Source organism: Achromobacter spanius, from assembly GCF_029637605.1.
Lineage (GTDB): Bacteria > Pseudomonadota > Gammaproteobacteria > Burkholderiales > Burkholderiaceae_B > Achromobacter > Achromobacter spanius_E.
In genome coordinates this window covers 4,989,395-5,015,261 of the sequence record NZ_CP121261.1, presented here as the reverse complement: position 1 = coordinate 5,015,261, position 25,867 = coordinate 4,989,395, and the positions used below count along the sequence as shown (strand labels likewise).

Here is a 25,867-nt window from a genome sequence, read left to right as displayed (position 1 = left end):
TAGAAACTGGGGCTAACGGCTGAAAGCCGCGTCAGAACGTCACCATCACTTTCATTGCCCGCTGCCGATCGGCCGCCAGCGTGAAGGCGTCATGCACGTTGCGCACCGGCACCGCCGCCGTCAGCAGGGGCGACACGTCCAGTACGCCACGGCTTAAATAGTCCACGGCCCAGGCGTATTCATCGACAAAGCGAAAACTGCCGATCACGGACAGGCTTTTCACCATGATCAGGTTGAAGGGGCATTGCTCGCTGCTGCCGTTCAAGGTGCCCACCGTGACGATCACGCCGCGCGGGCGCGTGGCGCGAATGCAGTTGGCCAGCCCCGCGTAGTTGCCGGAGGCTTCGAAGCACACGTCGATGCTGCCCTTGCCCGCGGCCAGCGCATCGATGGCGGCAGGGTCGGTCGCGGCGTTGAGGGTGCGCGTGGCGCCCACCCGGGAGCAAGTGGCCAGCGTTTCGTCCACGATGTCCACAACCGTCACCTGGCTGGCGCCGGCCAGCCGCGCGGCCATCAAGGTCAGCGCGCCGATGGGTCCGGCGCCCACCACCATCACCGACTTGCCCAGCAGGCTGCCGGCGCTGCGCACGGCGTGCAGCGCCACCGCCAAGGGCTCGCCGAAGGCGGCGAGTTCGAACGACAAACTATCCGGCACGGGCAGGCACTGCTTTTCCTGCACCACCACTTGTTCGCGCATCGCGCCCTGCATGTGCGGATACCGGCTGGCGCTGCCGAAAAAGTGCACGGCTTCGCAATGATTGGAATCGCCTTGCCGGCAGTAGCGGCACACGCCGCAGGTGCGCGCCGGGTCCAGCGCCACGCGGTCGCCCGGCTTCACGGCCGTGACAGAAGCGCCCACTTCCAGCACCTGGCCCGAGGCCTCGTGGCCCGGCGTCAGCGGCTCGCGGATGACGAAGTCGCCCACCCTGCCATGCCGGTAGTAATGCAGGTCCGACCCGCAGATGCCCACGGCCTTGACGCCCACGCGCACCTGCGTCGCGGCCAGCGGCTCGGGTGCCTGTTCGTCCAGGCGCAGATCCTGTGCACCATGAATTGCGCAATTCAACATGCTGGTGTGCTCACTGCATGGAGGGATGCCCTATCGCCACCCCTGTGCGAACTCGCCGATGACGCGCTCAAGGTGAGCGCGCATGGCTTGCCTGGCCGCCTGCGCATCGCCCGCGACCAAGGCGCTGAAAATGCGCTGATGGTCTTCCTGCGATGCCTGGCGTAATTCCTGCGTATGGAAGTGCTGTTCTATCTTTTCCCAGATAGGCCCTTGGGCCTGATCCCACATCGATGTCACCGTCGCCAGCAGCACGCTATTGCCGGTGGACTGGGCGATGGTCAGGTGAAAGCGGCGGTCGGCCGCTTCGTTGGCGGCCTTGTCCGTCATGTGTTCGCGCATGGTCGTCAGCGCTTCAAAGATGCGGTCCAAGTCGGCGTCGTTACGGGTGGTGGCCGCCAGCGCGGCGATTTCGGATTCAATCAGGCAGCGCGCCCGCAGCAATTCGAACGGTCCCGCCCCGGCTTCCTGCGTGGCCGGCAGGCGGGCAACGCCGGGCTTGGCTTCGCAGACGTAGATACCCGACCCGCCCCGCACTTCCACCACGCCTTGCAGTTCCAGCGCGATGATCGCTTCGCGCAGCGCGGTGCGGCTGACGTCGAAACGTTCGGCCAGCGCGCGTTCGGCCGGCAGCCGCTTGCCGACGGCGAATTCGCCTTGAGCGACCAGGGCCTGGATTTGCGCGGCCAGCCGCACATAGGCGCGGTCCGCCACCGGCTTGCTGGCGGGTTCTTCGGGTTTGGGGAGCAGTTGCAGCGTCATGGCGTTTGAAAATTTTGGTAAGACCAAATCTAAATTGGTTTACCAATTTTCAACATCATGGTTTACCAGTATCGAAGCGGTAAACCACCGAAGCAGGGCAGAAAGCGAAGCCTGCTCGACACACCCCACACCCACGCGGTATAGATGGCGGTTCCACAAAATCCGTGCCGGTAAGGAAAGCGCCATGTCCGAATCATCATCACAGCCCGTATCCGCCAAGCCGCTGCCGCACTTGGCCGGCGACGATACGCTGGCCGCCCTGACCGTCGGCCAAGCCGCCGCCTTGATCCGCGACGGGCGCTTGTCCAGCGTCGCGCTGACCCAGGCCAGCCTGGACCGCATCGACGCCCACGCCGCGCTGAACGCCTTCATCACCGTGGACCGCGACGGCGCGCTGGCGCAGGCACGCTCCTATGACGCCAAGCCGGGCAAGGGGCCGTTGGGCGGCGTGCCCATCGCCGTCAAGGACAACATTCACGTGGCCGGCTTGCCCAACACGGCCGGCACGCCCGCGCTGAAATCGTTTCGCCCCACCGAAGATGCGCCCGTGGTGCAACGGCTGCGCGCGGCGGGCGCGATCATCGTGGGCAAGACCAACATGCATGAACTGGCCTTTGGCGTGTCGGGCTACAACACCGCGTTTCCCGGCCCGCTGGGCGACGGCACGCGCAACGCCTATGACCACAGCCGCATCGCCGGGGGCTCGTCGTCGGGCAGCGGCGCGGCAGTGGGCGCGCGTCTGACGCCGGCTGCGCTGGGCACGGACACGGGGGCTTCGGTGCGCCTGCCCGCATCGGTGAACGGGGCCGCAGGGTTCCGGCCGTCGGTCGGGCGTTACGACGGCGCGGGCATCACGCCGATTTCGCACACCCGCGACACCCCGGGCCCCATTGCCAACAGCATGGAAGACATCGTGCTGCTTGATTCGGTGCTGGCCGACGACGCCACGCCGCTTGCCGCCCTGCCTCCCGAGAACATCCGCCTGGGCCTGGCCAGCTATTTCTGGACCGACCTGGACCCCCAGGTGCGCGACGTCACTTACGCCGCGCTGCAAAAGCTGCGTGATGCGGGCGTGCAATTGGTAGAGATCGACATGCCCGAGCTGCCGGCCGCGAACGCGGCGGTGGGCATGCCGCTATGCCTGTACGAACAAAAGCCCGACCTGACCGCCTACCTGCAACGCTATGGCACGGGCGTGAGCTTTGACGAAGTGGTGGCGCAGATATCCAGCCCCGACGTGAAAGGCATCTTTGAAGGCTTGATCGTGCCCGGTGTGCTGCCCACGCCAGACGGCCAGGTGCTGGCGCTGCAACCGCTGTACGAGCGCGTTATCGCGGAACAGCGCGATGAACTCATCGACGTCTATCGTCGCGCGTTCCAGGAACACAAGCTTGACGGCCTGCTCTTTCCCACGGTGCCGGTGCTGCCGTTGGCGGCCACGCCGGAAGCCAGCAGCTTCGAAGCGTTCGGCCTGCTGGCCCGCAACGTGGATCCCGGCAGCAACGCCGGCCTGCCGGGCTTGAGCGTGCCGGCCGGGTTGTCGGAATCAGGCTTGCCGGTGGGGCTGGAAATCGACGGCCTGCCGGGCGAAGACCGGACGGTGCTGGCCATCGGGCTGAGCGTTGAACGCATCCTGGGCCGCATCGCCCCGCCGAAGCAATAGGCGGGAATGGCCGGCGGTGGTCGGGCCGGCGCCTTAGCCCAGATTCGGCGCCAGTGTTCGCTTCAGGTCTTCGATGCTGCGGCCGCTGCGCTTGGCGTAGTCCTCAAGCTGGTCTTCGCCAATCACGCCCACGTTGAAGTACTGCGAGTCGGGGTGGCTGAAGTAGAAGCCGGACACGCTGGACGCGGGGTACATGGCGTAGCTGTCGGTCAGCATCATGCCGATGTCGCCGCCGTCCAGCACGCGGAACATGTCGCTCTTGACCACGTGTTCCGGGCAGGCCGGATAGCCGGGCGCGGGGCGGATGCCCACGTATTTCTCGGCAATCATGTCTTCGTTGCTCAGGGCCTCGTCGGGCGCGTAGCCCCACAGGTCCTGGCGCACGCGGGCATGCAGGCATTCGGCGAAGCCTTCGGCCAGACGGTCGGCCAGGGACTTCAACATGATGCTGGAATAGTCATCCAGCGCCTTCTCGAATTCCGCTTCCTTTTTCTCGATGCCGATGCCCGCCGTCACGGCGAACATGCCGATGTAGTCCATCTTGCCCGATGACTTGGGCGCGATGTAGTCCGACAGCGACTTGTTGCTGACGCCTTCGCGCTTGGCGCCTTGCTGGCGCAGGTTGCGATACGTGAACAGCACTTCGCTGCGCGTTTCATCCTTGTAGATTTCGATGTCTTCGTCGTTGACGCTGTTGGCCGGGTAGAAGCCGACGACGCCGTTGGCGGTCAGCCAGCGGCCTTCGACGATGCGCTTCATCATGGCCAGGCCGTCGGCGTAGACCTTGCGCGCCTGCTCGCCCACGACCTTGTCGTCAAGAATGGCGGGGAACGGGCCGAACAGGCTCCACGTCTGGAAGAACGGGCCCCAGTCCACGTACTTCACGATCTCGGACAGGTCATAGCTCTTGAACGTGCGGCGGCCGATGAACTTCGGGCGCGGCGGCGTGTAGTTGTCCCAATCGATCACGGGGCGCGAGGCGCGCGCATCCGCCAGCGGCAAAATCGGCGTGGCCTTGCGGTTGGCGTGGCGGCGGCGCACGTCTTCGTATTCCTGGGCCAAATCGGCCAGGTAGGTTTCGGATTGGTCCGACATCAGGTTGGTGGCGACACCCACCGACCGACTGGCGTCGGGCACATAGATGACCGGGCCGTCGTAGTTGGGCGCAATCTTCACGGCGGTGTGCACGCGGCTGGTGGTGGCGCCGCCAATCATCAGCGGCAGCTTGCGGCTGCGGAAGTAGTCGTCGCGCTGCATTTCGCTGGCCACGTAGGCCATTTCTTCCAGGCTGGGCGTGATCAGGCCGGACAAACCGACGATGTCGGCATTTTCTTCCTTGGCTTTTTCCAGGATCTGCGCGCAGGGCACCATCACGCCCATGTTCACGACTTCAAAGTTATTGCACTGCAAGACCACCGACACAATGTTCTTGCCGATGTCGTGCACATCGCCCTTGACGGTGGCGATGACGATCTTGCCCTTGGCGCGCACGTCGCCGCCGGCCGCCGCGATCTGGCGCTTTTCTTCTTCGATGAAGGGAATCAAATGGGCCACGGCCTGCTTCATGACGCGGGCCGACTTCACCACTTGCGGCAGGAACATCTTGCCTTCGCCGAACAGGTCGCCCACGACGTTCATGCCGTCCATGAGCGGGCCTTCGATGACTTCGATGGGGCGGCCGCCCCGGTCAAAGATCTTCTGGCGGACTTCTTCGGTATCTTCCACGATGAAGGTGGTGATGCCGTGCACCAGCGCATGCGACAGGCGCTGCTCAACGTCCGCCTTGCGCCAGGTCAGGTCTTCTTCGCGCTTGGCGCCGGAGCCCTTCACGCTGTCGGCAAACTGCACCAGGCGTTCGGTGGGCGTGCGCTCGTCGTCGGGTTCCGTCTTGCCGACGGGGTTGGGGCGGTCCAGCACCACGTCTTCGACCAGGTCGCGCAGTTTCGGATCCAGGTCGGCGTACACGCCGAGTTGGCCGGCGTTGACGATGCCCATCGTCATGCCTTCCTTGACCGCGTAATACAGGAACACGGTGTGGATGGCTTCGCGCATCGGCTCGTTGCCGCGGAACGAGAAGCTGACGTTGGACACGCCGCCCGATATACGGGCGTGCGGCAGGTTGTCGCGGATCCAGCGGGTGCCTTCAATGAAGTCCACCGCGTAGTGGTTGTGTTCGTCGATGCCGGTGGCGACCGCGAAAACGTTCGGGTCGAAAATGATGTCTTCCGGCGGGAAGCCTTCTTCGTCGACCAGGATCTTGTAGGCGCGACCGCAGATTTCCTTGCGGCGTTCCAACGTGTCGGCCTGACCCAGTTCGTCAAAGGCCATGACGACCACGGCCGCGCCATAGCGGCGGCACAGGCGGGCGTGATGGCGGAAGGGCTCGATCCCTTCCTTCATGGAAATGGAGTTCACCACCGCCTTGCCCTGCACGCACTTCAGGCCGGTTTCGATGACTTCCCACTTGGAACTGTCGATCATGACCGGCACGCGCGCGATGTCGGGCTCGGACGCAATCAGGTTCAGGAAGCGGTGCATGCAGGCCACCGAATCCAGCATGGCCTCGTCCATGTTGATGTCGATGATCTGCGCGCCGTTCTCAACCTGCTGGCGGGCCACGGCCAGCGCCTCGTCGTATTTTTCTTCGCGGATCAGGCGGGCGAACATCTTGCTGCCCGTCACGTTGGTGCGTTCGCCCACGTTGACGTACAGCGTGTCTTCGTCGATGTTCAGCGCTTCCAGGCCGGACAGGCGCGTCTTGACCGGAATGTCGGGCACGACGCGCGGCGTCAGCGCCGTGACCTTGTCGGCAATGGCACGGATATGGTCAGGCGTGGTGCCGCAACAGCCGCCCGACATGTTCACCAAGCCCGCGCGGGCAAATTCTTCCAGCAGCGCGGAGGTGTCGGCGGGCGTTTCATCAAAGCCGGTTTCGGCCATGGGGTTGGGCAGGCCGGCGTTGGGATACACGCAGACGTAGGTGTCGCAGATCTTGGAGAGCTCGGCCACGTAGGGCCGCATCAGCGCCGCGCCCAGCGCGCAGTTCAGCCCGATGGTGACGGGGCGCGCATGGCGCACGGAATTCCAGAAGGCTTCAACCGTCTGGCCCGACAGGATGCGGCCGGAGGCGTCGGTGACCGTGCCCGAGATCATCACCGGCAGGCGGATGCCGCGCGCTTCGAACACTTCCTCGGTGGCGAAGATGGCGGCCTTGGCGTTCAGCGTGTCGAAAATGGTTTCGATCAGGACGATGTCGATGCCGCCGTCCAGCAAGCCGTTCAACTGCTCTATATAAGCCACGCGCAATTCGTCGAAGGTGACGTTGCGGGCGCCGGGGTCGTTCACGTCGGGCGAGATTGACGCGGTCTTGGGTTGCGGGCCCAGGGCGCCGGCCACAAAGCGCGGCTTGTCGGGCGTGCTGTAGGCGTCACAGGCTTCGCGCGCCAGTTGCGCGGAAACCAGGTTCAGTTCGTAGGCCAGTTCGGGCAGGTCGTAGTCGCCCTGCGCGATGGTGGTGGCGCCAAAGGTATTGGTCTCGATGACGTCCGCGCCCGCTTCCAGGTACTGGCGGTGGATCTCGGAGATGACGTCGGGGCGCACCAGCGACAGCAGTTCGTTATTGCCTTTGACGTCCTTGCCGTGGTCGGCGAAACGCTCGCCCCGGAAGTCGGCCTCGCCCAGCTTGTAGCGCTGGATCATGGTGCCCATGGCGCCGTCCAGGATCAGGATGCGCTTGCCCAGCAGGCGGGCGAATTCGCCGCCCTGGGTATAGGCTTCGGGCGGGTACGGCAGGCGGGGATACGACACGGGCAGGTCCGGATAAAGTTGGCCAACGGCGGCGTGGATGTGGCTAAAAAGCGAAAAACGCCGAAAAAACAAGCCCTGATCGTAACAAAACGGGGTCCCGCGCGCCCTCGGGTGATACAGTTTCGGCCCCGAACCGGTGCTTTCGGCGCATTGGGCTGGCAAGAACGCAACACTTGCTGGTCCGCGTGCGAAAGGTAAACGGGAAACAGGAAGACGCCCGCCCGGGCCGCCGCGCCGCCTTGCCGCAAGCAGGCGGCCGGCAAGCCCCACGTCCAGCCTGTGCTGCCCCCGCAACGGTCCCCATGCGCGCTTTGCGCCCATGGCAGCCCGATACCGGCCAGTTCGATCGCCAGGAAGTCCATCGCCGCCACCCGGGCCAGCCTGGTTTGCCGTGGCGCGGGGCATCCTCCCATCGTGATTGGCCTGCGGGGTCGCGGGTCGCATCGAGGTTACGTAGATGAAAGCCCGCTCTATCCGGCGTTACGCCGGTGCCCTGCTCTGTTCCGCTCCGGCCATCGCCGCCGCCCAGCAAGCTGCCTCCCCCACTCCTGAACTCGACACGGTCACCGTCACCGCCCAGCGCGTGCCGACCGACGGCCGCACGCTGCCGGTGTCGATTTCGGTGATCAGCGCCGAAGACATTGCCGCCAGCAGCGCCCGCACCATGCAGGACCTGCTGTCGACCCAGGCCGGCATCAACCTGATCAACACCAGCAGCTCCAGCGACAACGCAATTGTCGACCTGCGCGGCTTCGGCCTCACGGGCGCCAGCAACACGCTGATCCTGATCGACGGCGTGAAGCAGAACACCAACGACCTGTCGGCCCCCAGCCTGGGCGTGGTGCCGCTGGATCAGGTGGAACGCATTGAAATCGTGCGCGGCAGCGGCTCGGTGCAATACGGCGGCGGCACGACCGGCGGCGTCATCAACATCATCACCAAGTCGGATTTCTCGAAAGAGCCGGTGACGGCCCGCGCCACTGCCACGTTCGGCAGCTACGGCCTGCGCCAGTACGACGCCGCGGTCGCCCTGAACAACCAGAAGGTTGGCGTAGACGCCTACATGCAGTCGCTGCACAGCGACGGCTACCGCGACCACAGCGGCGAACGCCGCGAAGGCGGCGGCGGTGGCATCACGCTGCGCCACGACAATGGCTCGATCCGCCTGTACGGCCGCACCACCACGCAAAAGCTGGAACTGCCCGGCCCGCGCCTGATCAGCCCGTCGACGGGCGTGAACGAATTCCAGGACGACCCGCGCGGCGCGAAGAATGATGTGGACTACGTCAAGACCACGTCCAGCACCTTCGGCCTGCAAGTGGAACAAGCCATTGGCACGGGCATGCTGTACGCCGACCTGTCCACCCGCGAGAAGAAGCTGAACGGCCTGACGTATGACGGCTTTGGCGATACGTTGCGCGACCAGAAACTGGAAGAGAACATCGCCAGCGTGCGCTATCGCCTGCCGATCAACGGCGGCCACAGCATTGTCTTCGGCGCCGACGCGCAGGAATCCAAGACCACCGCCGACCAGAACGCCTATTACGACTTCGAACCGTCGAAGTGGCAGTCGCGCCAGCACCAGTACGGCCTGTTCGCCGAAGGCCTGATCCGCGCCACCGACAGCACCACGGTAACGGCCGGCGTGCGCCGCCAGTACGCCTCGGACGACCTGGAAGTGCTGAGCGGGTCGGGCACCGCGTCGGACCGCAGCAACCACCTGACCGCGTGGCAATTGGGCGTGCGCCAGGAACTGTCGGCCGGCTTCGGCCTGTACGGCAAGGTCGGCCGCAGCTTCCGTCTGCCCAACGCCGACGAACTGCTGTCGGTGCAAAGCCCGCTGGCCCCGCAAACGTCCACCGACAAGGAAATCGGCGTGACGTGGCAAGGGCAGGCCAGCAGCGCCCGCCTGTCGTACTTCCGCTATGACCTCACCAACGAAATCCAGTACAACCCGCTGGCCGACGGCATGTGGGGCCCGGGCACCGGCGCCAACACCAACCTGGATCCGACCCGCCGCCAAGGCATCGAACTGGAAGGCCGCACCGCCGTGTCCAGCAGCGTCACGCTGGATGCCAACCTGACCTGGATGGAAGCGCAATTCCGCTCGGGCACCTACGCGGGCGTGGACCTGGCCGGCAAGACCGTGCCGCTGGCGCCCAAGTGGCTGGCCAATGCGGGCGTGACCTGGCGCCCCACCGATGCGTTCCTGTGGAACGTGTCGGCGCAGTACGTGGGCAAGTCGCGCATGGACAACGACCAGGCCAACCAGTTCGACAAGGAACTGGACGCCTATGTACTGTTCAACACGAAGGTGGCCTACAAGTTCACGCGCAACATCGAAGGCGCCATTGGCGTGAACAACATCTTCGATCGCCAGTACGCCACCTACGGCATACGCGGCGGCAACGCGTCGTTCGAAATGCTGGGGCCGGTTGCCAACTACAACCTGTACCCGGCGCCGGGCCGCAATTTCTACGCGTCGCTCACGCTGCGCTATTGATGGCGGACATCCGATATAGTCGGCGTTCTTCGCTGACCTTATCGGCTCTTGCATGACGTACGCACGCGCATTGATTCGCCCGATTCGCTCCAACCCAGAACGGCTTCGCCAGCCGTCTCGGGATGGCGTATCGCGGCCAGCCTTGCGCCCGGCTTCAGCGCCAGCACTGGCGCTGGCGCTGCTTCTGGCACCAGGTGCGCTGCCTGCTGCCGAGCCATCCCCCGAAACTCCCCCCGCTACCGCCACGCCCCTGGCCGCAACGCCCGCCGGCGTCGCGATCCACACGCAGGACGACAAGGGCCGCGCCGTGGCGCTGGCCGCACCCGCGCGCCGCGCCATCACGCTGGCGCCGCACGCGACCGAACTGGTATTCGCGGCCGGCGCGGGCGACTATCTTGCCGCCACCATCCGCGGCAGCGACTACCCTCCCGCCGCGCGCCAGGTGCCCGTCATCGGCGACGGCACGCAACCTGACGCCGAGCGCGTGGCCGCGGTCCGCCCCGACCTGCTGATCGCCTGGCAACCCACCGCCGCGCAACCCGTGGTGCGCGTCATGGACAAGCTGGGCGTGCCGGTGTTCTACAGCGACCCCTTGACGCTGGCTGCCATTCCCGACGCGGTAGAACGCATGGGCGTGTTGTTCGGCACCCAGGCACAAGCCCAACCGGCCGCCGCGCAAATGCGCGCGCGCCTGGACGCCCTGACCGCACGCTACGCCGGCCGCCGGCCCGTGCGCGTCTTCATCCAGGCCGGGCTGGACCCGATCTACACCTTGAACGACAGCAGCATCGTCAGCGACGCGCTGCGCATCTGCGGCGGCGTCAACGTTTTTGGCCAGGCGCCCATCGTGGCCCCCCAGGTCAGTCTGGAAGGCGTGCTGGCGGCCCGGCCCGAGGCCGTGCTGGCAGGCGTGAGCCGGCCTGAAGACACCGCCCGCAATCTGGCCGCGTGGCAGGCGCTGGGGCTACCCGCCGCCCGGCTGGGGCACGTGTACGGCGTGGATGCCGACGCGCTGTATCGGCCGGGGCCGCGCCTGATCGACGCGGCCGAGGCCATCTGCGCCGACCTGGACCGGCTGCGCTGATCCGTTCTTGCTGATCCGATCTTGGCGATCCGTTATTTGCCGATCCGTTCTTGGTGATCCGTTCCTGGCAATTGCCGCAATCCTTGAAAAACGGAACGCGCCTTACCAGGGACATCCGCATGCGGCGCGACATCGTGCTTTATCATTCGCAAAAGCCTCTCAGTCAGCCTCCGCGGGCATCGCTGTGCGCACCCGCCCTTTGAAACACCGCCATGACCACACAAGACACTCTCACCATCGCCGGACGCGCCTATTCGTCGCGCCTGCTTGTCGGCACCGGCAAGTACAAGGACTTTGAACAGACTCGCGCGGCGCTGGATGCCAGCGGCACGGAAATCGTCACCGTCGCCATCCGCCGCACCAACATCGGCCAGAACGCGGGCGAACCGAACCTGCTGGACTACGTCCCGACGTCCAAATTCACGCTGCTGCCCAACACCGCCGGCTGCTACAGCGCCGACGACGCGGTGCGCACGCTGCGCCTGGCGCGCGAACTGCTGGACGGCCATGACCTGGTCAAGCTGGAAGTGCTGGGCGACCCGCACACGCTGTTCCCGAACATGCCCGAAACCCTGAAGGCCACCAAGACGCTGGTCGACGAGGGCTTCAAGGTCATGGTCTATTGCACCGACGACCCCATCCAGTGCCGCATGCTGGAAGACATGGGTGCCGTGGCCGTTATGCCGCTGGCGTCCCTGATCGGCTCGGGCATGGGCATTCTGAACCCGTGGAACCTGCGCCTGATCATCGACCAGGCGCGCGTGCCGGTCGTGGTGGACGCCGGCGTGGGCACCGCGTCGGACGCCGCCATCGCCATGGAACTGGGCTGCGACGCCGTGCTGATGAACACCGCCATCGCTGGCGCGCAAGACCCGATCCTGATGGCCAGCGCCATGAAGAAGGGCGTGGAAGCCGGCCGCGAGGCCTTCCTGGCCGGCCGCATGCCCAAGAAGCTGTACAGCGGCGCGCCCAGCTCGCCCACCGAAGGGCTGATCACCGGCGGCCCGGGCGCGGCGAAATGAGTTCGCGCCAACAGGACGGCAACGCCCGTCCCATTCCCAACGCGCTGAGCATTGCCGGCGTCGACCCGTCCGGCGGCGCCGGCATCCTGGCCGACGTCAAGGCGATGAGCGCGCTGGGCGCCTATGGTTGCGCCATCATCGCCGCGCTGACGGCCCAGAACACCCAGGGCGTCACCGGCATCTCCGCCGTGCCGCCCGCGTTTGTGGGCTTGCAGATCGACACGCTGTTCGCCGACGTGCGCATCGACGCAGTCAAGATCGGCATGCTGGGCCAGCGCCCGGTGATTGAAGTGGTCGCCGAAAAGCTGGCCAAGTGGACCCCGGCGCACGTGGTGCTGGACCCGGTCATGGTGGCCAAAAGCGGCGACCTGCTGCTGGAGAACGACGCCGTGGGCGCCATGCGCGAGGCGCTGCTGCCGCAATGCACGATGCTGACGCCCAACCTGCCGGAAGCTGGCGTGCTGCTGGAAGAGCGGCCGGTGGAAACCGTCAAGGAAATGCGGCGCGTTGCCGAACGCCTGCGCAACAAGCTGGCGCATTCGGGCGAACGCTGGGTGCTGGTCAAGGGCGGGCATCTGCCTGGCAACGAGACCATCGACCTGCTGCACGACGGCGACCGCATGATCGAGCTGCCCGGCCACCGCATTGAGACGGCCAATACCCACGGCACCGGCTGCACCTTGTCGGCGGCGCTGGCGGCCTTGCTGCCTCAAATTGGGGACGTACCCGAGGCCGCTCGCCGCGCCAAGGCGTATCTGACCGAAGCCATCCGCCACGCCGAGCGCCTGTCGGTGGGGTCGGGCCACGGCCCGGTGCATCACTTTCACGCCTGGTGGTAGGCGCGTAGATCAACGTCGATCACGGCTGCTTTTTGCCAGTAACCTCGCGGCGCTTTTCGAAGCGCCGCGTTCATTTCCATGGCCGGATTCGCGGCACGGCCCGACCTGAAACAGGTGTCTGGGGCGCGCGCCGTCACAGGCCGCTACGAATCGGTACAATGACCGCCTGATTCCTCTGTTTTTTCCTGACCGTCATGAACGCTTCGACCCTGCCCGACGTAGAACAAGCCCGCTTCAATATGGTGGAACAGCAGATCCGCCCGTGGGACGTCCTGGACGCCAACGTGCTGCAAGCGCTGTTCGATGTGCGCCGCGAACAATTCGTTCCGCCCGCCCTGCGCGCCCTGGCGTTTTCCGACCTGGAACTGCCGCTTGAAATCAATGCGGTCAACACCCACCAGACCATGCTCGCCCCCAAGGTTGAAGCGCGTCTGGCGCAAGAGCTGCAATTGACCAAATCCGACTGCGTGCTGGAAATCGGCACCGGTTCCGGCTACCAGGCCGCGCTGCTGGGCTATCTGGCCCAACAGGTGACTTCGGTTGAAATCGACAGCCGCCTGGTGACGTTCGCGCAGCAGAACCTGCAAATGAACAACGTCACCAACGTCAAGGTCGAAACCGGCGACGCCCGCAACGGCTGGGGCTCCACCGAATACGACGCCATCCTGGTAACGGGTTCGGTGCCGGTCGTGCCGGACGCGCTCAAGTACCAATTGCGCGTGGGGGGCCGTCTGGTCGTGATCGTGGGCCAGGCTCCCGTCATGACGGCCTGTCGCATCACCCGCACCACCGCCGCCAGCTTCGAAACGGTGAACCTGTTCGAGACCGTGATCAAGCCGCTGCGCGGCGTTGCGGTGTCACAGTTCAAGTTCTAACCCTCCTTCCTGCCGCCCCGCGCCCGCCCCGCATCCGGGCCCGCGCATTACGGGGCGGCCCGGCGTATCGTTGAAAATCATGCGCGTCCGACTGCTTACGGCTTTACTGGTATTTACCTGCGCCGCAAGCGTCGGGCCGTCGCCCGCGTTCGCGCAGAACCTGATCCAGGTCTGGCAAGCCGCGCTGGGCAATGACCCCTCCTACGCCGCCGCCCGCGCCAACTATCGCGCCGGGCTGGAAAAAGAACCCCAAGCCCGTTCGCTGCTGCTACCACTGATCACGGCGGAAGCCGGTGGCGCCTACCAGGAAACGCGCAGTACGCGCGGCCTGGGCGTGTCGTATAGCGGCGGGCGCGGCGTCTGGGACCTGGCGTTGACCCAGCCTCTGTTTGATTGGGGCCGCTGGCAGAACTACGAACAATCCAAGCTGATCGTTGCCGATGTCGAGGTGCAACTGCAGCAGGCCTATCAAGACTTGCTGCTGCGTGTGGCCGATGCGTATTTCAATGTGCTTTATGCGCAAGACGCGCTGACCGCCACCGAGGCCGAGAAGGCCGCCGTGGCCGGGCAATTGGAATCGGCGAAGCGCAATTTCGAGCTGGGCAATTCCACGGTCACCGACACGTATGAAGCGCAGGCGCGCTACGACCTGGTGGTGGCGCAGGAACTGCGTCTGCAGAACGACCTGGACGTGCGCCGCGACGAGCTCGCCAAGATCATCGGGTCGCCGCCTGGCGCGCTGGCGGAACTGCCCTACGGCGTGCAATTGCCGGCGCCCCAACCCGCCCGCGTGAATGACTGGAGCACGCAAGCCGAGTCATCCAGCCTGGAAGTGCTGCGCGCGCAGTTGCTGACCCGCATCGCGGGGCGAGAGATCCAGATCGCCAAGAGCGGCCACTATCCCACGCTGAACCTGCGCGCCACCAGCGGCAGCGCCAGCGACGCGGTCATGCGCAATGCCGCGCCGGGCAAGCCGATCGACAACACGGTCGGCGTGGTGCTGTCCATTCCGCTGTATTCAGGTGGCGGCGTGTCGTCGCAAGTGACCGAAAAGGTGCAGTTGGAACAGAAGGCCCGCCACGATTTCGAAACCGCGCGCCGCCAGGCGATCCAGGCCGCGCGGCAGTATTACACCGGCGTCACGAGTGGGCTGGCACGCATTCAAGCCCTGGAAGCCGGCGAGAAGTCCAGCCGGGCCGCGGTGGAAGCCAACCGCACGGGATACGAAGTGGGCGTGCGCATCAACCTGGATGTGTTGAACGCGCAGCAGCAGCTTTATGCCACGCAACGGGACTTGGCGCTGGCGAGGTATAGCACGGTGTTGTCGGGATTAAGGTTGAAGGCAACGAGCGGGATTTTGGCCGAGACGGATCTGGAAGCTATTAATCGGTTGTTGAGGGAACCGCGGTAAAGGGTGATGGGTTGCGCGCGATGGGCGCTTGGTTGTTCATGACGGACGTGCCGCGCTTCACCCATCCTACGCATCAAGGACGGGATGCCCCATTCGTGGGATGGGATGCCCCATTCGTGGGATGGGATGCCTCGCTCGTAGGATGGGTGAAGCGCGCGATACCCGTCGCAAGAACCCGACCGAAGATCGCGCGCAACCCATCGCGCGGACGTTGCTGATGGGTTACGCGCGACAGGCACCAGTTTTCGCGGGCAGGGGGTGCCGCGCTGCACCCATCCTACCGGCCGATGGGGTGCTTGCGATGGGCAATTTTTCGTTTCGGTAGGATGGGTGAAGCGCGTAAAGGCGGAGGCAAGAATGCTGCTGCTCTTCGCGCGTAACCCATGATCTTCCTAGCCAAAAAACGCCGCAATCGGGCCGCGTTGTATTCAGCCGCCCTGGATCTTCTTCACCAGCGCCGTCGTGGACCGTTCGAATTCGAACGGGATCGCCACCGCGCGGCCGCCCCAGCTTTTTACCAGCGCCGTTTCCGGCAACGTTTCCATGTCGTAGTCGCCGCCCTTGACGATCAGGTCGGGCTTGATCTCGCCGATCAGGGCCTCGGGCGTGTCTTCGCTAAATGACGTGACCACGGTCACGCAGCCCAGCGCGGCCAACAATGCGGCGCGGTCTTCCATGCGGTTTAACGGACGTTCGGCGCCCTTGCCCAGGCGGCGGACCGACTCATCGGTGTTCACCGCCACCACCAGCGTCGCGCCCAACTGGGCGGCCTGGTCCAGATACGTGGCGTGGCCGCGATGCAGGATGTCGAAGACGCCGTTGGTGAATACCAGCGGCCGCGGCAGGCGGCCAGAAGCGACGGCGGCGACGCATTCGTCGCGGGACAGGACTTTGGATTCAAAACGGGCGGCGGACATGCGGCGATTATATCCGCGCATCCGCCGCCAAGAAGCAGCATTCCCGGGAGCTTTCCGGCGAGCTTTACGGGCAGCTTTCCCGACAGCATCCCAGCCAGCGCTCCGCGCGGTCATTCCCGGCAACGCGACAGGCAGCCCAGAGCCGCCCGTCGCCCGCCGCCGGTCGCCCCGTAATATCAGGCGCCGCCGAGGATGATCTTCTTTTCCTTGGGCACCACCAGCGCCGTCATTTCCTTGCGGTAGCGGTTCAGGTCCTTCACCGTTTCGAAGCTGCGATCCATCAGCTTGGACAAAATGTGCAGGATGCGGCTGGCGACTTTTTGTTCCCAGATGCCGTCAAAGCGGATCTGCGTGTCCAGCCAGTGTTCCAGCCAGCCCGGCTCGGGCAGGCGCGATTGCACGGTGTCATTCGGGAACAGGTCTTTGTTCACGTGCAGGTTGGTCGGATGCAGCGCCTGCTGGGTCCGGCCGGCCGAGGCCATCAGCACGCCGATCTTCGAGAACGCCAGCCGAGCCTGCTCGCTGGTGTCCTGACCACGGTCATGCAGCGCGCGGCGCATGTATTGCAGATACGCGCCGGCATGGCGGGCTTCGTCTTGCGCCACGGTCTTGTAGATGGCCTTGATGACCGGCTCCGTGTGCCATTCGGCGGCACGGCGATACCAGTGGTTCAGGCGGATTTCGCCGCAGAAATGCAGCATCAGCGTTTCAAGTTCCGGCGCCACGTCGAATTCGAAGCGCACGTTGTGCAGTTCTTCTTCGGTGGGAACTAGGTCCGGACGGAAGCGGCGCAGGTATTCGATCAGCACCAGCGAGTGCTTCTGTTCTTCGAAGAACCACACCGACATGAATGCGCAGAAGTCGCTGTCGCCGCGGTTGTCGCGCAGGAACATCTCGGTGGCCGGCAGCGCCGCCCATTCGGTGATGGCGTTCATCTTGATGGTTTGCGCCTGCTCGTCAGAAAGCTTGCTGCGATCGAAATCCCCCCAGGGGATGTCGTGAGCCATGTTCCAGCGCACCGCTTCCATGGTCTTGAAGAGTTCAGGATAAAGCATGGTCTGCCCTTGTATTCGTCCCGCTTGTGGGGCGATAGAAATTAATGAATGGCGCGCGCGTCTTGTTGGCGTGACGCTGCATTCATCCACTGCAGCGCTATTTTTCGCCGTTTCCCGCGAAGCTATGATGACCGTTTCATGAATGAAACATGACAGCGTTCGTCTAGATCATCGCGCCGCCTACCGGGTCAAGGCCCATATTGCGACCCCGATCGCAAGAGCCACTACCCCAACCAGCGCTGCAACCAGCCGGTTGTTCTGTTCCTGGGCGCGCCGCAAGTGAATCATCTCGGCCAGCAGCGCCGGCGAGACGTTCGGACGGCTCAGGTGGTCATGGACCAGCCTGGGCAAAGCGGGCAGCATTTGCGACCACTGCGCGGCTTCCTTTTCCAGGCTTTGACGCAAGCCCTTGAATCCGACACGCTGGCGCATCCAGCGTTCCAGATAGGGCTTGGCCGTCTTCCAGAGATCCAGATCGGGGTCGAGCTGACGGCCCAATCCCTCGACGTTCAGCAAGGTCTTTTGCAGCAAGACCAGTTGCGGCTGGATCTCCACATTGAACCGGCGCGACGTCTGGAACAGGCGGAGCAGAACCTGCCCCAGCGAGATCTCGGACAGCGGCCGGTCAAAGTACGGTTCGCAGACGGCGCGCACGGCGCCCTCCAGCTCCTCTTCGCGCGTGTCGGCGGGCACCCAGCCCGATTCGATGTGCAGCTGCGCCACACGCCGGTAATCGCGATGGAAGAAGGCCAGGAAATTCTGCGCCAGATAGTTTTTGTCGAACTCGGACAGCGAGCCCACGATGCCGAAGTCCAGGGCGATGTAGCTGCCGAGCGTCTCGGGGCGGTCGGACACATAGATGTTGCCCGGGTGCATGTCGGCGTGGAAGAAGCCGTCGGTGAACACCTGGGTGAAGAAGATCTCGACCCCGGTGCGCGCCAGCGTCGGGATGTCGATGCCCGCTTCGCGCATGCGTTGCACCTGGCCCACCGGCATGCCGTACATGCGTTGCATCGTGAACACGGTGGATGCGGTGTATTCCCAGATCACCTCGGGCACGATCAGCATGTCGCCCCGGCCGGATTCCGGGCCGAAGTTGCGACGCAACTGGCTGCAGTTGGAAGCTTCGCGCACCAGGTCCAGTTCGTCGTGCAGGTATTTGTCGAATTCGGCCACGACTTCGCGCGGCTTCAGGCGGCGGCCGTCGGCGCCCAGGCGCTCGATGATGCGCGCCACGATCTTCAGCAGCGACAGGTCTTTTTCGATGATGCCCAGCATGCCGGGCCGCAGCACTTTCACAGCAACCTCGCGGCCGTCGTGCAGCACGGCGAAGTGCACCTGGGCGATGGATGCCGACGCCACCGGGTCCACGTCGAACTGCGCGAACAGCTTGTCGGGCGGCGCGCCCAGCGCGGCCTCGATGCAGGCCGCGGCCTGTGCCGACGGGAACGGGGGCACGCGGTCCTGCAGCAAGGCGAGTTCGTTGGCGATATCGGCGGGGATCAGGTCGCGGCGGGTGGACAGCACCTGGCCGAACTTCACGAAGATGGGGCCCAGCGACTCCAGCGCCAGGCGCAGGCGCAGCCCGCGCGGCTGGCGCGGGCGCGTGCCCAGACGGATGACGCGCAGCAGGCAGGTGGCCAGCGGGTGGTTCAGGCTGGACAGGACGAGCTCGTCCAGGCCATAGCGCAGCGATACGAGGATGATGCGAAGCAGGCGCAGCAGGGGAAACATGGATCAGGCACCCCGCTTTGCGCTGGCGGACGCCAGACGGGTTTGCAGCGCGCCGGTCGAACGCGCCAGCGCATCGGCGCGCGTGTTCAGTTCGGCCAGATCCAGGCGCCATTGCTCCAGCACGGGGCGGCCCACCAGCACGCCGCTTTCTTCGGCCAGGTATTCAGACACGTTTTCGGCCAGCCGCTTGCTGGCCGTGCGCGCGCCGTCGGCTGCCGCGCGTGCACCGCCCACGATGCGCAGGGCGGCGATATCGCCCACCACTCGGGCCAGCGCGTCTTCGGGATCCCAGCGTAACTGCTTGGACAGGTCGGCCACCACCTGCGCCAGGGCGGCATCGCCCGAGATGTGCGTGGCTTCGGCGAAATCAGGGGCTTCGCGATCGGCGCCCAGGCCCCCGAGACGAGGCAGGGGCAGTTTTTCAGGGGCAACCGTCAAGGTCACGTCGGGCACCACGGCCGGGTCGGCTTGCGCGGCCAGGCCTTCGCTGTCGATCGTCAGGGCCAAGGTGAATCCGCCCAACGCGAACCGCACGGTCTTGCCCGCGTGCTTCGCCAGACGCTCGCGCGCCCAGTCCTCGCGCCGCAACAAGGCGTTAAGCGCGCTGACAGCCATTCGCGAGGGGGTGGGCAGGAACGAAAAAGGCAGCATGACGGTCTGCAACGGCCCGGTTGCCGGGGTTGCCGAAATTAGTGGGTAAATCGGGAGTGTAACGGGTTAGATGCGGGCGCGTTTCACGCAGCGGCACAAGGAAAAACCGGCCCATCTAGGGCCGGTTCTATTGGATGCCGGGTGGCATCCTTCAGCAAAGGACAGGGTCAACCCCGATCAAACAGCGTTTAGCTGGCCAGATCCACGGGGATCTGCTGGATGCCGGCCAACAGCCAGCCGCCATTGGCGGGCTTGAACAGGTTCCAGACCTCTTCGAAGCGGAAGGCCTCGGTGCCCGGGGCCTCGCGCAGCATGCCGGAGAAACGCACGCTGGCCAGGTGGCCGTCGGACACGGTCTCGATACCCAGCATTTCAGCGTTCAGCAGGACCACTTCGGTCTTGTTGGGCGCCGCGCCGCGCTCGGCCAGTTGCGGCTTGAGCTCGGTGATCAGGTCGTCGGTAAGGAAGTCGCGCAAACCGTCGGTGCTGCCGCTGTCCCAAACGGCCTGGATGCGGACGAACTGCTCCTTGGCCTGTTTCAGGAAGGCGGGCGTGTCGAAGTCGCCCGGCACGAACCAGTTGTTGTCCTCACCCGCCTTGGGCAGCACGGCCGGCGGCGCCACGGGCGCGGCCGCGGCAGCCGGAGCGGCGGCGGTCGGCTTCAAGGCTTCACGCCACATGGGCTGCTGTTGCTGGCCCGGTGTGTTGTTGGCGCCATTGAACGCGCCTTGCGTTGCCGTACGCGGACCGGCGCCACGCAGGCGGCGGATGATGAACATGACGGCGAACACGACAGCGGCGATCAGCAGCGCGGAGCCCAGGAATTCGGCGAACGCGCCCGACAGGCCCATGCTGGACAGCAGCGCGGCGATACCCAGGCCAGCGGCGATGCCGGCGATGGGGCCAAGCCAGCGCGACGCGCCGCTCTTGGCGGCGGCGCCCGCGGCACCTGCCGTCGCCGCGCCAGCGGCGGCCGGGGCCGCGGTAGCGCCGGCCGTGTTATTGGCGGCGGCCGGCGGCGTGGTGGCCTGGCGCTGCTGGGTCACATTGGAGGATTGACGGCCGAAGCTGCCACCACCACCCGCGCGACGGGCCTCGGCATCAAACGATGCCGTAACCAACGCCGCGCCGGAAATGGCGATGAGCGCCGCGGCGACAAACCGCGAAAAACAGAATTTGGACATAGAGTTTGCTCCCTCGTACTCGCGCCCCCGCTGCCCCGAGCAGCCAGGAGTCCCACGGACAGCGGGACCTATACGCGACTTTCTTACAGTAATCTGAACGTCGTAAGAATAACGGACAAGCGGTCGCCCCACAAGTTCCCCGTGGGGGACGAATCATCCGATAAATATGCCGGGTTCAGCCCAGGCGCACGCCTTCATGCAGGGCGGCGATGCCGGCGGTCAGGTTGAAATACTGCACCCGATCCAGACCGGCGGTGCGCAGCATGTCGGCCAGGGTGTCCTGGTCAGGATGCATGCGGATGGATTCGGCCAGATAGCGGTAGCTGGCCTCGTCGTTAGCAATTTTCTTGCCCAGCCAGGGCAATACATTAAAGGAATACCAGTCGTAGGCGGGCGACAAGGGCTTGGCCACGCGCGAAAACTCCAGCACCAGCAGCTTGCCGCCGGGCTTCAACACCCGCGCCATTTCAGCCAGGGCGCGGTCTTTGTGGGTCATGTTGCGCAAGCCGAAGGCCACGCTGACACGGTCAAAATACCCCGTGGGGAACGGCAGGCGCTCGGCGTCGCACACGGCGGTGGGCAGCAACAGGCCCGCGTCGGTCATGCGGTCGCGGCCCACGCGCAGCATGGAATCGTTGATGTCGGTCAGCCAGACCTCGCCCGTGGGGCCGGCGCGCTTGGCGAACGCCTTGGCCAGGTCGCCCGTGCCGCCGGCAATGTCCAGCACCTTCATGCCGGGACGGATGGCGGCGCGGCCTATGGTGAAGGCCTTCCAGACGCGGTGCAGGCCCGCCGACATGAAGTCGTTCATGACGTCGTAACGCTGGGCGACCGAATGGAAGACTTCAGCGACCTTACGGGCCTTTTCGCCTTCCGGCACCGTTTGAAAGCCGAAATGGGTGGACGGGTCGTTGGATTGCGCGGAATGTTGCGATTCGGAGGGGTTTTGCATGGTGAATTCCCGATATATCGGGCAATGGTAGCCTATCGGACATGCGGCGGCGGCCTGAAAACCGGCCCTGGAACGCCACCGCGGTCACATACCTGAAATATTGCGGCCATACTATCGCAATGTTCGCGCCGCGCCGGCGCTCAGAAGCGTGCCAAATTCGCCATGTCCAGCACCATCCTCGTCGTCGAAGACGAACCCGCAATCCAGGAACTGATCGCCGTCAACCTGTCCTTCGCGGGGCACAAAGTGCTGCGCGCCTTCGACGCCGACCAAGCCCAAACCCTTATCCGCGCCGAATTGCCTGACCTGATCCTGCTGGACTGGATGCTGCCCGGCACCTCCGGCCTGGCCATGGCGCGCAAGCTGCGCAATGACGAGCGCACCCGCGCCGTGCCGGTCATCATGCTGACCGCCAAGGGTTCCGAGCAAGACAAGGTTGACGGCCTGGAAGCCGGCGCCGACGACTACATCACCAAGCCCTTCTCGCCCAAAGAGCTGATGGCCCGCATCAAGGCCGTGCTGCGCCGCCGCGCCCCCCAACTGACCGACGACGTCATCGACGTGGGCGGCCTGAAGCTGGATCCGGTGACGCATCGCCTGTCGGGCAACAGCCAGTCGCTGCAGATCGGCCCCACCGAATTCCGCCTGCTGCACTTCTTCATGACCCACCCCGAGCGCGTGTTCTCGCGTTCGCAACTGCTGGACCAGGTCTGGGGCGACCACGTGTTCGTCGAAGAACGCACCGTGGACGTCCATATCCGCCGCTTGCGCAAGGCGCTGGAACCCAGCGGCCACGACGCACACGTGGAAACGGTCCGTGGTAGCGGCTACCGGTTTACGGCACAGCTTCCGACGCGGTAAAACTCCCGCACGATGATTTGGCTGCGCACACTTTTCCTGGTCGCCCTGTGGGCGGTGATTGCCTTACTGGCGCAATGGCTCATAGGAGACCCGGCGGGCTGGATTGTGTTTTCCGCCGCGCAGGCCACCATGCTGCTCTGGCGCAGTTGGCGCCTGACGCTGGTTTCCCGTTGGGCCAATCAGCCCGACACCTCGCCCCCCGCTTCCGTCGGCCCCTGGGACGACATCCTTGCCCCTCTCTACCGCTACACCCGCGCCCGTGCGCGTGAACTGACCGAAACCCGCGACACCATGCAAGGCATGCTGGCGGCCGCCCAGGCCTTGCCGGACGGCGCGGTCACGCTGAATGAAGACTTCCAGATTGACTGGTGCAACCGCATGGCGCGCCAGCATCTGGGCCTGCGCCTGCCGGCCGACCGTGGCCACAACCTGCTGAACCTGCTGCGCGCGCCGGAGTTCGTGGAGTACGCGCATCGGCCCGCGTGGCCGGAACCCATCCTCGTGCGCCTGGGCCAACAGGGCCAGGAACGCTTGATGATGATGCAGCTGACGTCCTACGCCAGCAACCAGCGCCTGCTCATCACCCGCGACGTGACGCAGATTGAACGCCTGGAAACGACGCGCCGCGACTTCGTCGCCAACGTCTCGCACGAACTGCGCACGCCGCTGACCGTGCTGGCGGGCTTTCTGGAAACGCTGCGCGACATGCCGGCCGACGCGCTGCCCGCGGAACAGCGCGAGCAGTACATCGACATGATGCACGAGCAGGCACAACGCATGCAGGCCATTGTGGAAGACCTGCTGACCTTGTCCACGCTGGAGTCTTCACCGGGCAGCGACCCGCGCGCCATCAACATGGGCGCGCTGCTGCAAAAGGCACGCCAGCAGATCGAAGCGCTGTCGGGCGGGCGTCATGTGCTCGAATGGCATATAGACGAAACGCTGGACGTGCTGGGCGCCGAAACGGAGCTGACCTCTGCCTTGTCCAACCTGCTGACGAATGCGGTGCGCTACACGCCCGATGGCGGCACGATCACCGTGCGGTGGGAGCGCGAGCCCGATGGCGGCGCACGCTACAGCGTGCAGGACACCGGCATCGGCATCCCCGCGCGCCACCTGCCGCGCCTGACCGAACGCTTCTACCGCGTGGATCGCGGACGCTCGCGCGCGGTCGGCGGCACCGGCTTGGGGCTGGCGATCACCAAGCACATCGCCATGCGCCACGACGCCGAACTGCTGATCACCAGCGAACCCGGCAAGGGCAGCGTATTCACGCTGCGCTTTCCGCCCGAACGCATCGCCGTGGACGAAGCCGAATAAGGGGTTGCGGCGCGGGTGGTAAATTCCGGGCCATGCGCATCCTGGTCATCGAAGACGAACCCAAGCTTGCCGACTACCTGAACAAGGGCTTGTCGGAGCAGAGCCATGTCGTGGACGTGGCCCGCGATGGCGTGGACGGCCTGCATCTGGCGCTGGAAGGCGCCTACGACCTGATCGTGCTGGACGTGATGCTGCCCGGCGTGGACGGCTTCGGCATTCTGGCCGCCGTGCGAGCGCGTAAAGACACCCCCATCCTGATGCTGACCGCGCGTGACGCGGTGGAAGACCGCGTGCGCGGCCTGGAAGGCGGCGCCGACGACTACCTGGTCAAGCCCTTCGCCTTTTCGGAATTGCTGGCGCGGGTGCAGGCGCTGTTGCGCCGTGGCCGCGCGCAGGAACCCACGCTGCTGCGGCTGGCAGACCTGGAACTGGACCTGGCCAGCCGGCGCGCCCAGCGCGCTGGGCGCCGGCTGGACCTGACCGCCAAGGAATTCAGCCTGCTGGCGCTGCTGCTGCGCCGCCAGGGCCAGGTGCTGTCGCGCACCACGCTGGCCGAACAGGTGTGGGACATGAATTTCGACAGCGACACCAACGTCATCGACGTGGCGGTGCGCCGCCTGCGCAGCAAGCTGGACGACCCCTACGAGGCCAAGCTGCTGCACACCGTGCGCGGCATGGGCTATGTGCTGGAGTCGCGCAGCCAGCCGCTGCCGGCATGAAACCGCCCCGCCCCAAGCCACCCCGCATGCGCTCGATGCAAGCCCGGCTGACGCTGTTGCTGGGCGCCATTGCGCTGCTGGTGTCCAGCCTGGCCGGCGCGACCTTGTTCTGGGCGCTCAAGCGCGAAGTCGAGCGCCAGGAAATCACCGAGGTCAGCGGCAAGCTGGAACTGATCGACCACTTGATCGACATGCAGAACAGCGCCAGCGGCCTGCAAGACCTGGCCGCCACCTTTGACCAGATGCGCGCGGGGCAAGGCCAGTTGGGCATCTGGATCGTGGACGCGCAAGGCCATGCCGTCTATGGCGGAGCGCCGCCTGAAACGCTGGACATGGTCAACGGCCGACAGGTGGTGCTGCAAACCGCCGACGGCGGCCGCATGCGTGGCCTGCGCGTCGCCATGAACGACCGCATTCTGCCCGGCGCGCAATTGACCGTGGCGGTCAGTACCCGCACCAGCTCGCAGTTCCTTTACGCCTATGGCACCGCGCTGGTGCTGATCTGCGCGCTGTGGGTGGGCGCGACCGTGGTACTGGCGGCCTGGGCCGTGCGGCGCAGCATGGCTCCCACGCGGCGCTTGTCGGAACAAGCCGCGCGCATCCAGCCCGACAACCTGGCGCATCGCCTGCCGCTGGCCGATACCGACCGCGAACTGCACGACCTGGTGCGCTCGTTCAACCGCACACTGGAACGCCTGCAAGCGGCCTATCAGCAGATGGAAGGGTTCAACGCCGACGTGGCGCATGAGCTGCGCACGCCGCTGGCCACGCTGATCAACGGCGCCCAAGTCATCCTGTCGTCGCCCCGCGATGCCGCCGAACTGCGCGATGCGCTGGAATCCAACCTGGAAGAGCTTGAAGACCTGAAGACGCTGGTCAACGACATGCTGTTCCTGGCTCGCGCCGACCGGGGCGAACAGGCGGCCGACCTGGCGCCCGTGTCATTGGCCGCCGAAGCGCGGCGGGTGGCGGACTACTACGAGGCCATGCTGGAGGCGCAAGGCGTGCGCCTGCGCTGCGAGGGCGACGCAACGGTGGCGGCCAACCCCGGCCTGGTGCGCCGGGCGCTGGCGAACCTGATCGCCAACGCCATCAGGGCCACGCCAGCCGGAGACGAAATCGTGCTGATCTGTTCCGCGCAAGCCTCGGGCGCGCGCGTGGAAGTGCGCAACCCCGGCACGCCGATTCCGGCGGCGGACCTGCCCCGCATCTTTGACCGCTTCTTTCGGTCGGGCACATCGCGCGCGCCGCGCAGCGAAGGCCATGGCCTGGGGCTGGCCATCGTGCGCGCCATCGCCCGCATGCATGGCGGCGATGTCGATGCGGCGTCCGACGCGAATGGCACGGTGGTGGGGATCACCTTGCGGGGTTCAGACCCGGGTCAGGGTTCGGGTTCGGCTCGCGCGAACATTACAAAACCGTAATCCAAGCGACAGAATCGG

20 protein-coding genes are annotated in these 25,867 nt (G+C 65.6%); 11 read left to right on the top strand and 9 right to left on the bottom strand.

All coding sequences use genetic code 11. The features are described from left to right. Positions 1–31: 31 nt before the first annotated feature. A complete protein-coding gene (locus tag P8T11_RS22360; protein WP_268079970.1) occupies positions 32–1,069 on the bottom strand; it encodes an L-idonate 5-dehydrogenase in 1,038 nt (345 codons plus the stop codon). Between the two features lie 30 nt (positions 1,070–1,099). Then, positions 1,100–1,828 (bottom strand): FadR/GntR family transcriptional regulator, encoded by a 729-nt coding sequence (locus tag P8T11_RS22355; protein WP_268079971.1) that lies wholly within the window; start codon positions 1,826–1,828, stop codon positions 1,100–1,102. Between the two features lie 184 nt (positions 1,829–2,012). Between P8T11_RS22355 and iaaH the strand changes: the two genes are divergently transcribed. After that, entirely contained in the window at positions 2,013–3,491 is a 1,479-nt protein-coding gene (gene iaaH / locus P8T11_RS22350; protein ID WP_268079972.1) for an indoleacetamide hydrolase, read from the top strand. Positions 3,492–3,524: 33 nt separating this feature from the next. Here the strand turns inward: iaaH and metH are convergent, their stop codons facing one another. Next, positions 3,525–7,298, bottom strand: a complete 3,774-nt coding sequence (gene metH, locus P8T11_RS22345) for a methionine synthase (RefSeq protein ID WP_268079973.1) — start codon at positions 7,296–7,298, stop codon at positions 3,525–3,527. A 457-nt stretch (positions 7,299–7,755) separates the two neighbouring features. On the opposite strand from metH, the gene P8T11_RS22340 reads away from it, so the two are divergent. The 6 genes from P8T11_RS22340 (at position 7,756) to P8T11_RS22315 (ending at position 15,032) form a co-directional block, all read left to right on the top strand. Beyond that, positions 7,756–9,801, top strand: a complete 2,046-nt coding sequence (locus P8T11_RS22340; protein WP_268079974.1) for a TonB-dependent receptor — start codon at positions 7,756–7,758, stop codon at positions 9,799–9,801. A 199-nt stretch (positions 9,802–10,000) separates the two neighbouring features. Then, positions 10,001–10,885 (top strand): cobalamin-binding protein, encoded by an 885-nt coding sequence (locus P8T11_RS22335; protein WP_418910320.1) that lies wholly within the window; start codon positions 10,001–10,003, stop codon positions 10,883–10,885. 212 nt (positions 10,886–11,097) lie between these two features. Further along, complete coding sequence (locus tag P8T11_RS22330; RefSeq protein WP_050449101.1) at positions 11,098–11,907, top strand: thiazole synthase; 810 nt, start codon at positions 11,098–11,100, stop codon at positions 11,905–11,907. Continuing rightward, on the top strand, positions 11,904–12,746 hold the full coding sequence (thiD, locus tag P8T11_RS22325) for a bifunctional hydroxymethylpyrimidine kinase/phosphomethylpyrimidine kinase (protein WP_268079975.1): 843 nt from the start codon (positions 11,904–11,906) through the stop codon (positions 12,744–12,746). Before P8T11_RS22330 ends, thiD begins: the two co-directional genes overlap by 4 nt. Positions 12,747–12,940: 194 nt before the next feature. Then, on the top strand, positions 12,941–13,621 hold the full coding sequence (locus P8T11_RS22320) for a protein-L-isoaspartate O-methyltransferase family protein (RefSeq protein WP_268079976.1): 681 nt from the start codon (positions 12,941–12,943) through the stop codon (positions 13,619–13,621). A gap of 79 nt (positions 13,622–13,700) precedes the next feature. Continuing rightward, positions 13,701–15,032, top strand: coding sequence for a TolC family outer membrane protein (locus P8T11_RS22315; protein WP_268079977.1), 1,332 nt, complete (start codon positions 13,701–13,703; stop codon positions 15,030–15,032). Positions 15,033–15,460: 428 nt separating this feature from the next. Here the strand turns inward: P8T11_RS22315 and rfaE2 are convergent, their stop codons facing one another. The 6 genes from rfaE2 to ubiE all read right to left on the bottom strand — a co-directional run bounded on the left by rfaE2 (position 15,461) and on the right by ubiE (position 21,525). After that, positions 15,461–15,949, bottom strand: coding sequence for a D-glycero-beta-D-manno-heptose 1-phosphate adenylyltransferase (rfaE2, locus tag P8T11_RS22310; RefSeq protein ID WP_268079978.1), 489 nt, complete (start codon positions 15,947–15,949; stop codon positions 15,461–15,463). Between the two features lie 176 nt (positions 15,950–16,125). Then, entirely contained in the window at positions 16,126–17,004 is an 879-nt protein-coding gene (locus P8T11_RS22305) for a ferritin-like domain-containing protein (RefSeq protein ID WP_050449105.1), read from the bottom strand. A 180-nt stretch (positions 17,005–17,184) separates the two neighbouring features. Further along, entirely contained in the window at positions 17,185–18,738 is a 1,554-nt protein-coding gene (gene ubiB, locus P8T11_RS22300; protein ID WP_268079980.1) for a ubiquinone biosynthesis regulatory protein kinase UbiB, read from the bottom strand. 3 nt (positions 18,739–18,741) lie between these two features. Beyond that, entirely contained in the window at positions 18,742–19,389 is a 648-nt protein-coding gene (locus tag P8T11_RS22295) for a ubiquinone biosynthesis accessory factor UbiJ (RefSeq protein ID WP_268079981.1), read from the bottom strand. Between the two features lie 188 nt (positions 19,390–19,577). Then, on the bottom strand, positions 19,578–20,573 hold the full coding sequence (locus tag P8T11_RS22290; RefSeq protein ID WP_268079982.1) for a Tim44 domain-containing protein: 996 nt from the start codon (positions 20,571–20,573) through the stop codon (positions 19,578–19,580). A gap of 175 nt (positions 20,574–20,748) precedes the next feature. Then, entirely contained in the window at positions 20,749–21,525 is a 777-nt protein-coding gene (ubiE, locus tag P8T11_RS22285; RefSeq protein ID WP_268079983.1) for a bifunctional demethylmenaquinone methyltransferase/2-methoxy-6-polyprenyl-1,4-benzoquinol methylase UbiE, read from the bottom strand. 162 nt (positions 21,526–21,687) lie between these two features. Between ubiE and phoB the strand changes: the two genes are divergently transcribed. The 4 genes from phoB to P8T11_RS22265 are packed head-to-tail and all read left to right on the top strand — an operon-like array spanning position 21,688 to position 25,849. After that, entirely contained in the window at positions 21,688–22,386 is a 699-nt protein-coding gene (phoB, locus tag P8T11_RS22280) for a phosphate regulon transcriptional regulator PhoB (RefSeq protein WP_006227196.1), read from the top strand. Positions 22,387–22,398: 12 nt separating this feature from the next. Next, positions 22,399–23,706, top strand: coding sequence for a phosphate regulon sensor histidine kinase PhoR (phoR, locus tag P8T11_RS22275; protein WP_268079984.1), 1,308 nt, complete (start codon positions 22,399–22,401; stop codon positions 23,704–23,706). Between the two features lie 32 nt (positions 23,707–23,738). Beyond that, on the top strand, positions 23,739–24,425 hold the full coding sequence (locus tag P8T11_RS22270) for a heavy metal response regulator transcription factor (protein WP_268079985.1): 687 nt from the start codon (positions 23,739–23,741) through the stop codon (positions 24,423–24,425). After that, positions 24,422–25,849 (top strand): heavy metal sensor histidine kinase, encoded by a 1,428-nt coding sequence (locus tag P8T11_RS22265; RefSeq protein ID WP_268079986.1) that lies wholly within the window; start codon positions 24,422–24,424, stop codon positions 25,847–25,849. The genes P8T11_RS22270 and P8T11_RS22265 overlap by 4 nt, the downstream gene beginning before the upstream one ends. The last annotated feature ends 18 nt before the right edge of the window (positions 25,850–25,867 follow it).

Excerpts from the sequence above, each read along its gene's own strand:
- P8T11_RS22360 (WP_268079970.1), bottom strand. The coding sequence starts at position 1,069 with ATGTTGAATTGCGCAATTCATGGTGCACAGGATCTGCGCCTGGACGAA.
- P8T11_RS22355 (WP_268079971.1), bottom strand. The coding sequence starts at position 1,828 with ATGACGCTGCAACTGCTCCCCAAACCCGAAGAACCCGCCAGCAAGCCG.
- iaaH (WP_268079972.1), top strand. The coding sequence starts at position 2,013 with ATGTCCGAATCATCATCACAGCCCGTATCCGCCAAGCCGCTGCCGCAC.
- P8T11_RS22340 (WP_268079974.1), top strand. The coding sequence starts at position 7,756 with ATGAAAGCCCGCTCTATCCGGCGTTACGCCGGTGCCCTGCTCTGTTCC.
- P8T11_RS22330 (WP_050449101.1), top strand. The coding sequence starts at position 11,098 with ATGACCACACAAGACACTCTCACCATCGCCGGACGCGCCTATTCGTCG.
- thiD (WP_268079975.1), top strand. The coding sequence starts at position 11,904 with ATGAGTTCGCGCCAACAGGACGGCAACGCCCGTCCCATTCCCAACGCG.
- P8T11_RS22320 (WP_268079976.1), top strand. The coding sequence starts at position 12,941 with ATGAACGCTTCGACCCTGCCCGACGTAGAACAAGCCCGCTTCAATATG.
- P8T11_RS22315 (WP_268079977.1), top strand. The coding sequence starts at position 13,701 with ATGCGCGTCCGACTGCTTACGGCTTTACTGGTATTTACCTGCGCCGCA.
- rfaE2 (WP_268079978.1), bottom strand. The coding sequence starts at position 15,949 with ATGTCCGCCGCCCGTTTTGAATCCAAAGTCCTGTCCCGCGACGAATGC.
- P8T11_RS22305 (WP_050449105.1), bottom strand. The coding sequence starts at position 17,004 with ATGCTTTATCCTGAACTCTTCAAGACCATGGAAGCGGTGCGCTGGAAC.
- ubiB (WP_268079980.1), bottom strand. The coding sequence starts at position 18,738 with ATGTTTCCCCTGCTGCGCCTGCTTCGCATCATCCTCGTATCGCTGCGC.
- P8T11_RS22295 (WP_268079981.1), bottom strand. The coding sequence starts at position 19,389 with ATGCTGCCTTTTTCGTTCCTGCCCACCCCCTCGCGAATGGCTGTCAGC.
- P8T11_RS22290 (WP_268079982.1), bottom strand. The coding sequence starts at position 20,573 with ATGTCCAAATTCTGTTTTTCGCGGTTTGTCGCCGCGGCGCTCATCGCC.
- ubiE (WP_268079983.1), bottom strand. The coding sequence starts at position 21,525 with ATGCAAAACCCCTCCGAATCGCAACATTCCGCGCAATCCAACGACCCG.
- phoB (WP_006227196.1), top strand. The coding sequence starts at position 21,688 with ATGTCCAGCACCATCCTCGTCGTCGAAGACGAACCCGCAATCCAGGAA.
- phoR (WP_268079984.1), top strand. The coding sequence starts at position 22,399 with ATGATTTGGCTGCGCACACTTTTCCTGGTCGCCCTGTGGGCGGTGATT.
- P8T11_RS22270 (WP_268079985.1), top strand. The coding sequence starts at position 23,739 with ATGCGCATCCTGGTCATCGAAGACGAACCCAAGCTTGCCGACTACCTG.
- P8T11_RS22265 (WP_268079986.1), top strand. The coding sequence starts at position 24,422 with ATGAAACCGCCCCGCCCCAAGCCACCCCGCATGCGCTCGATGCAAGCC.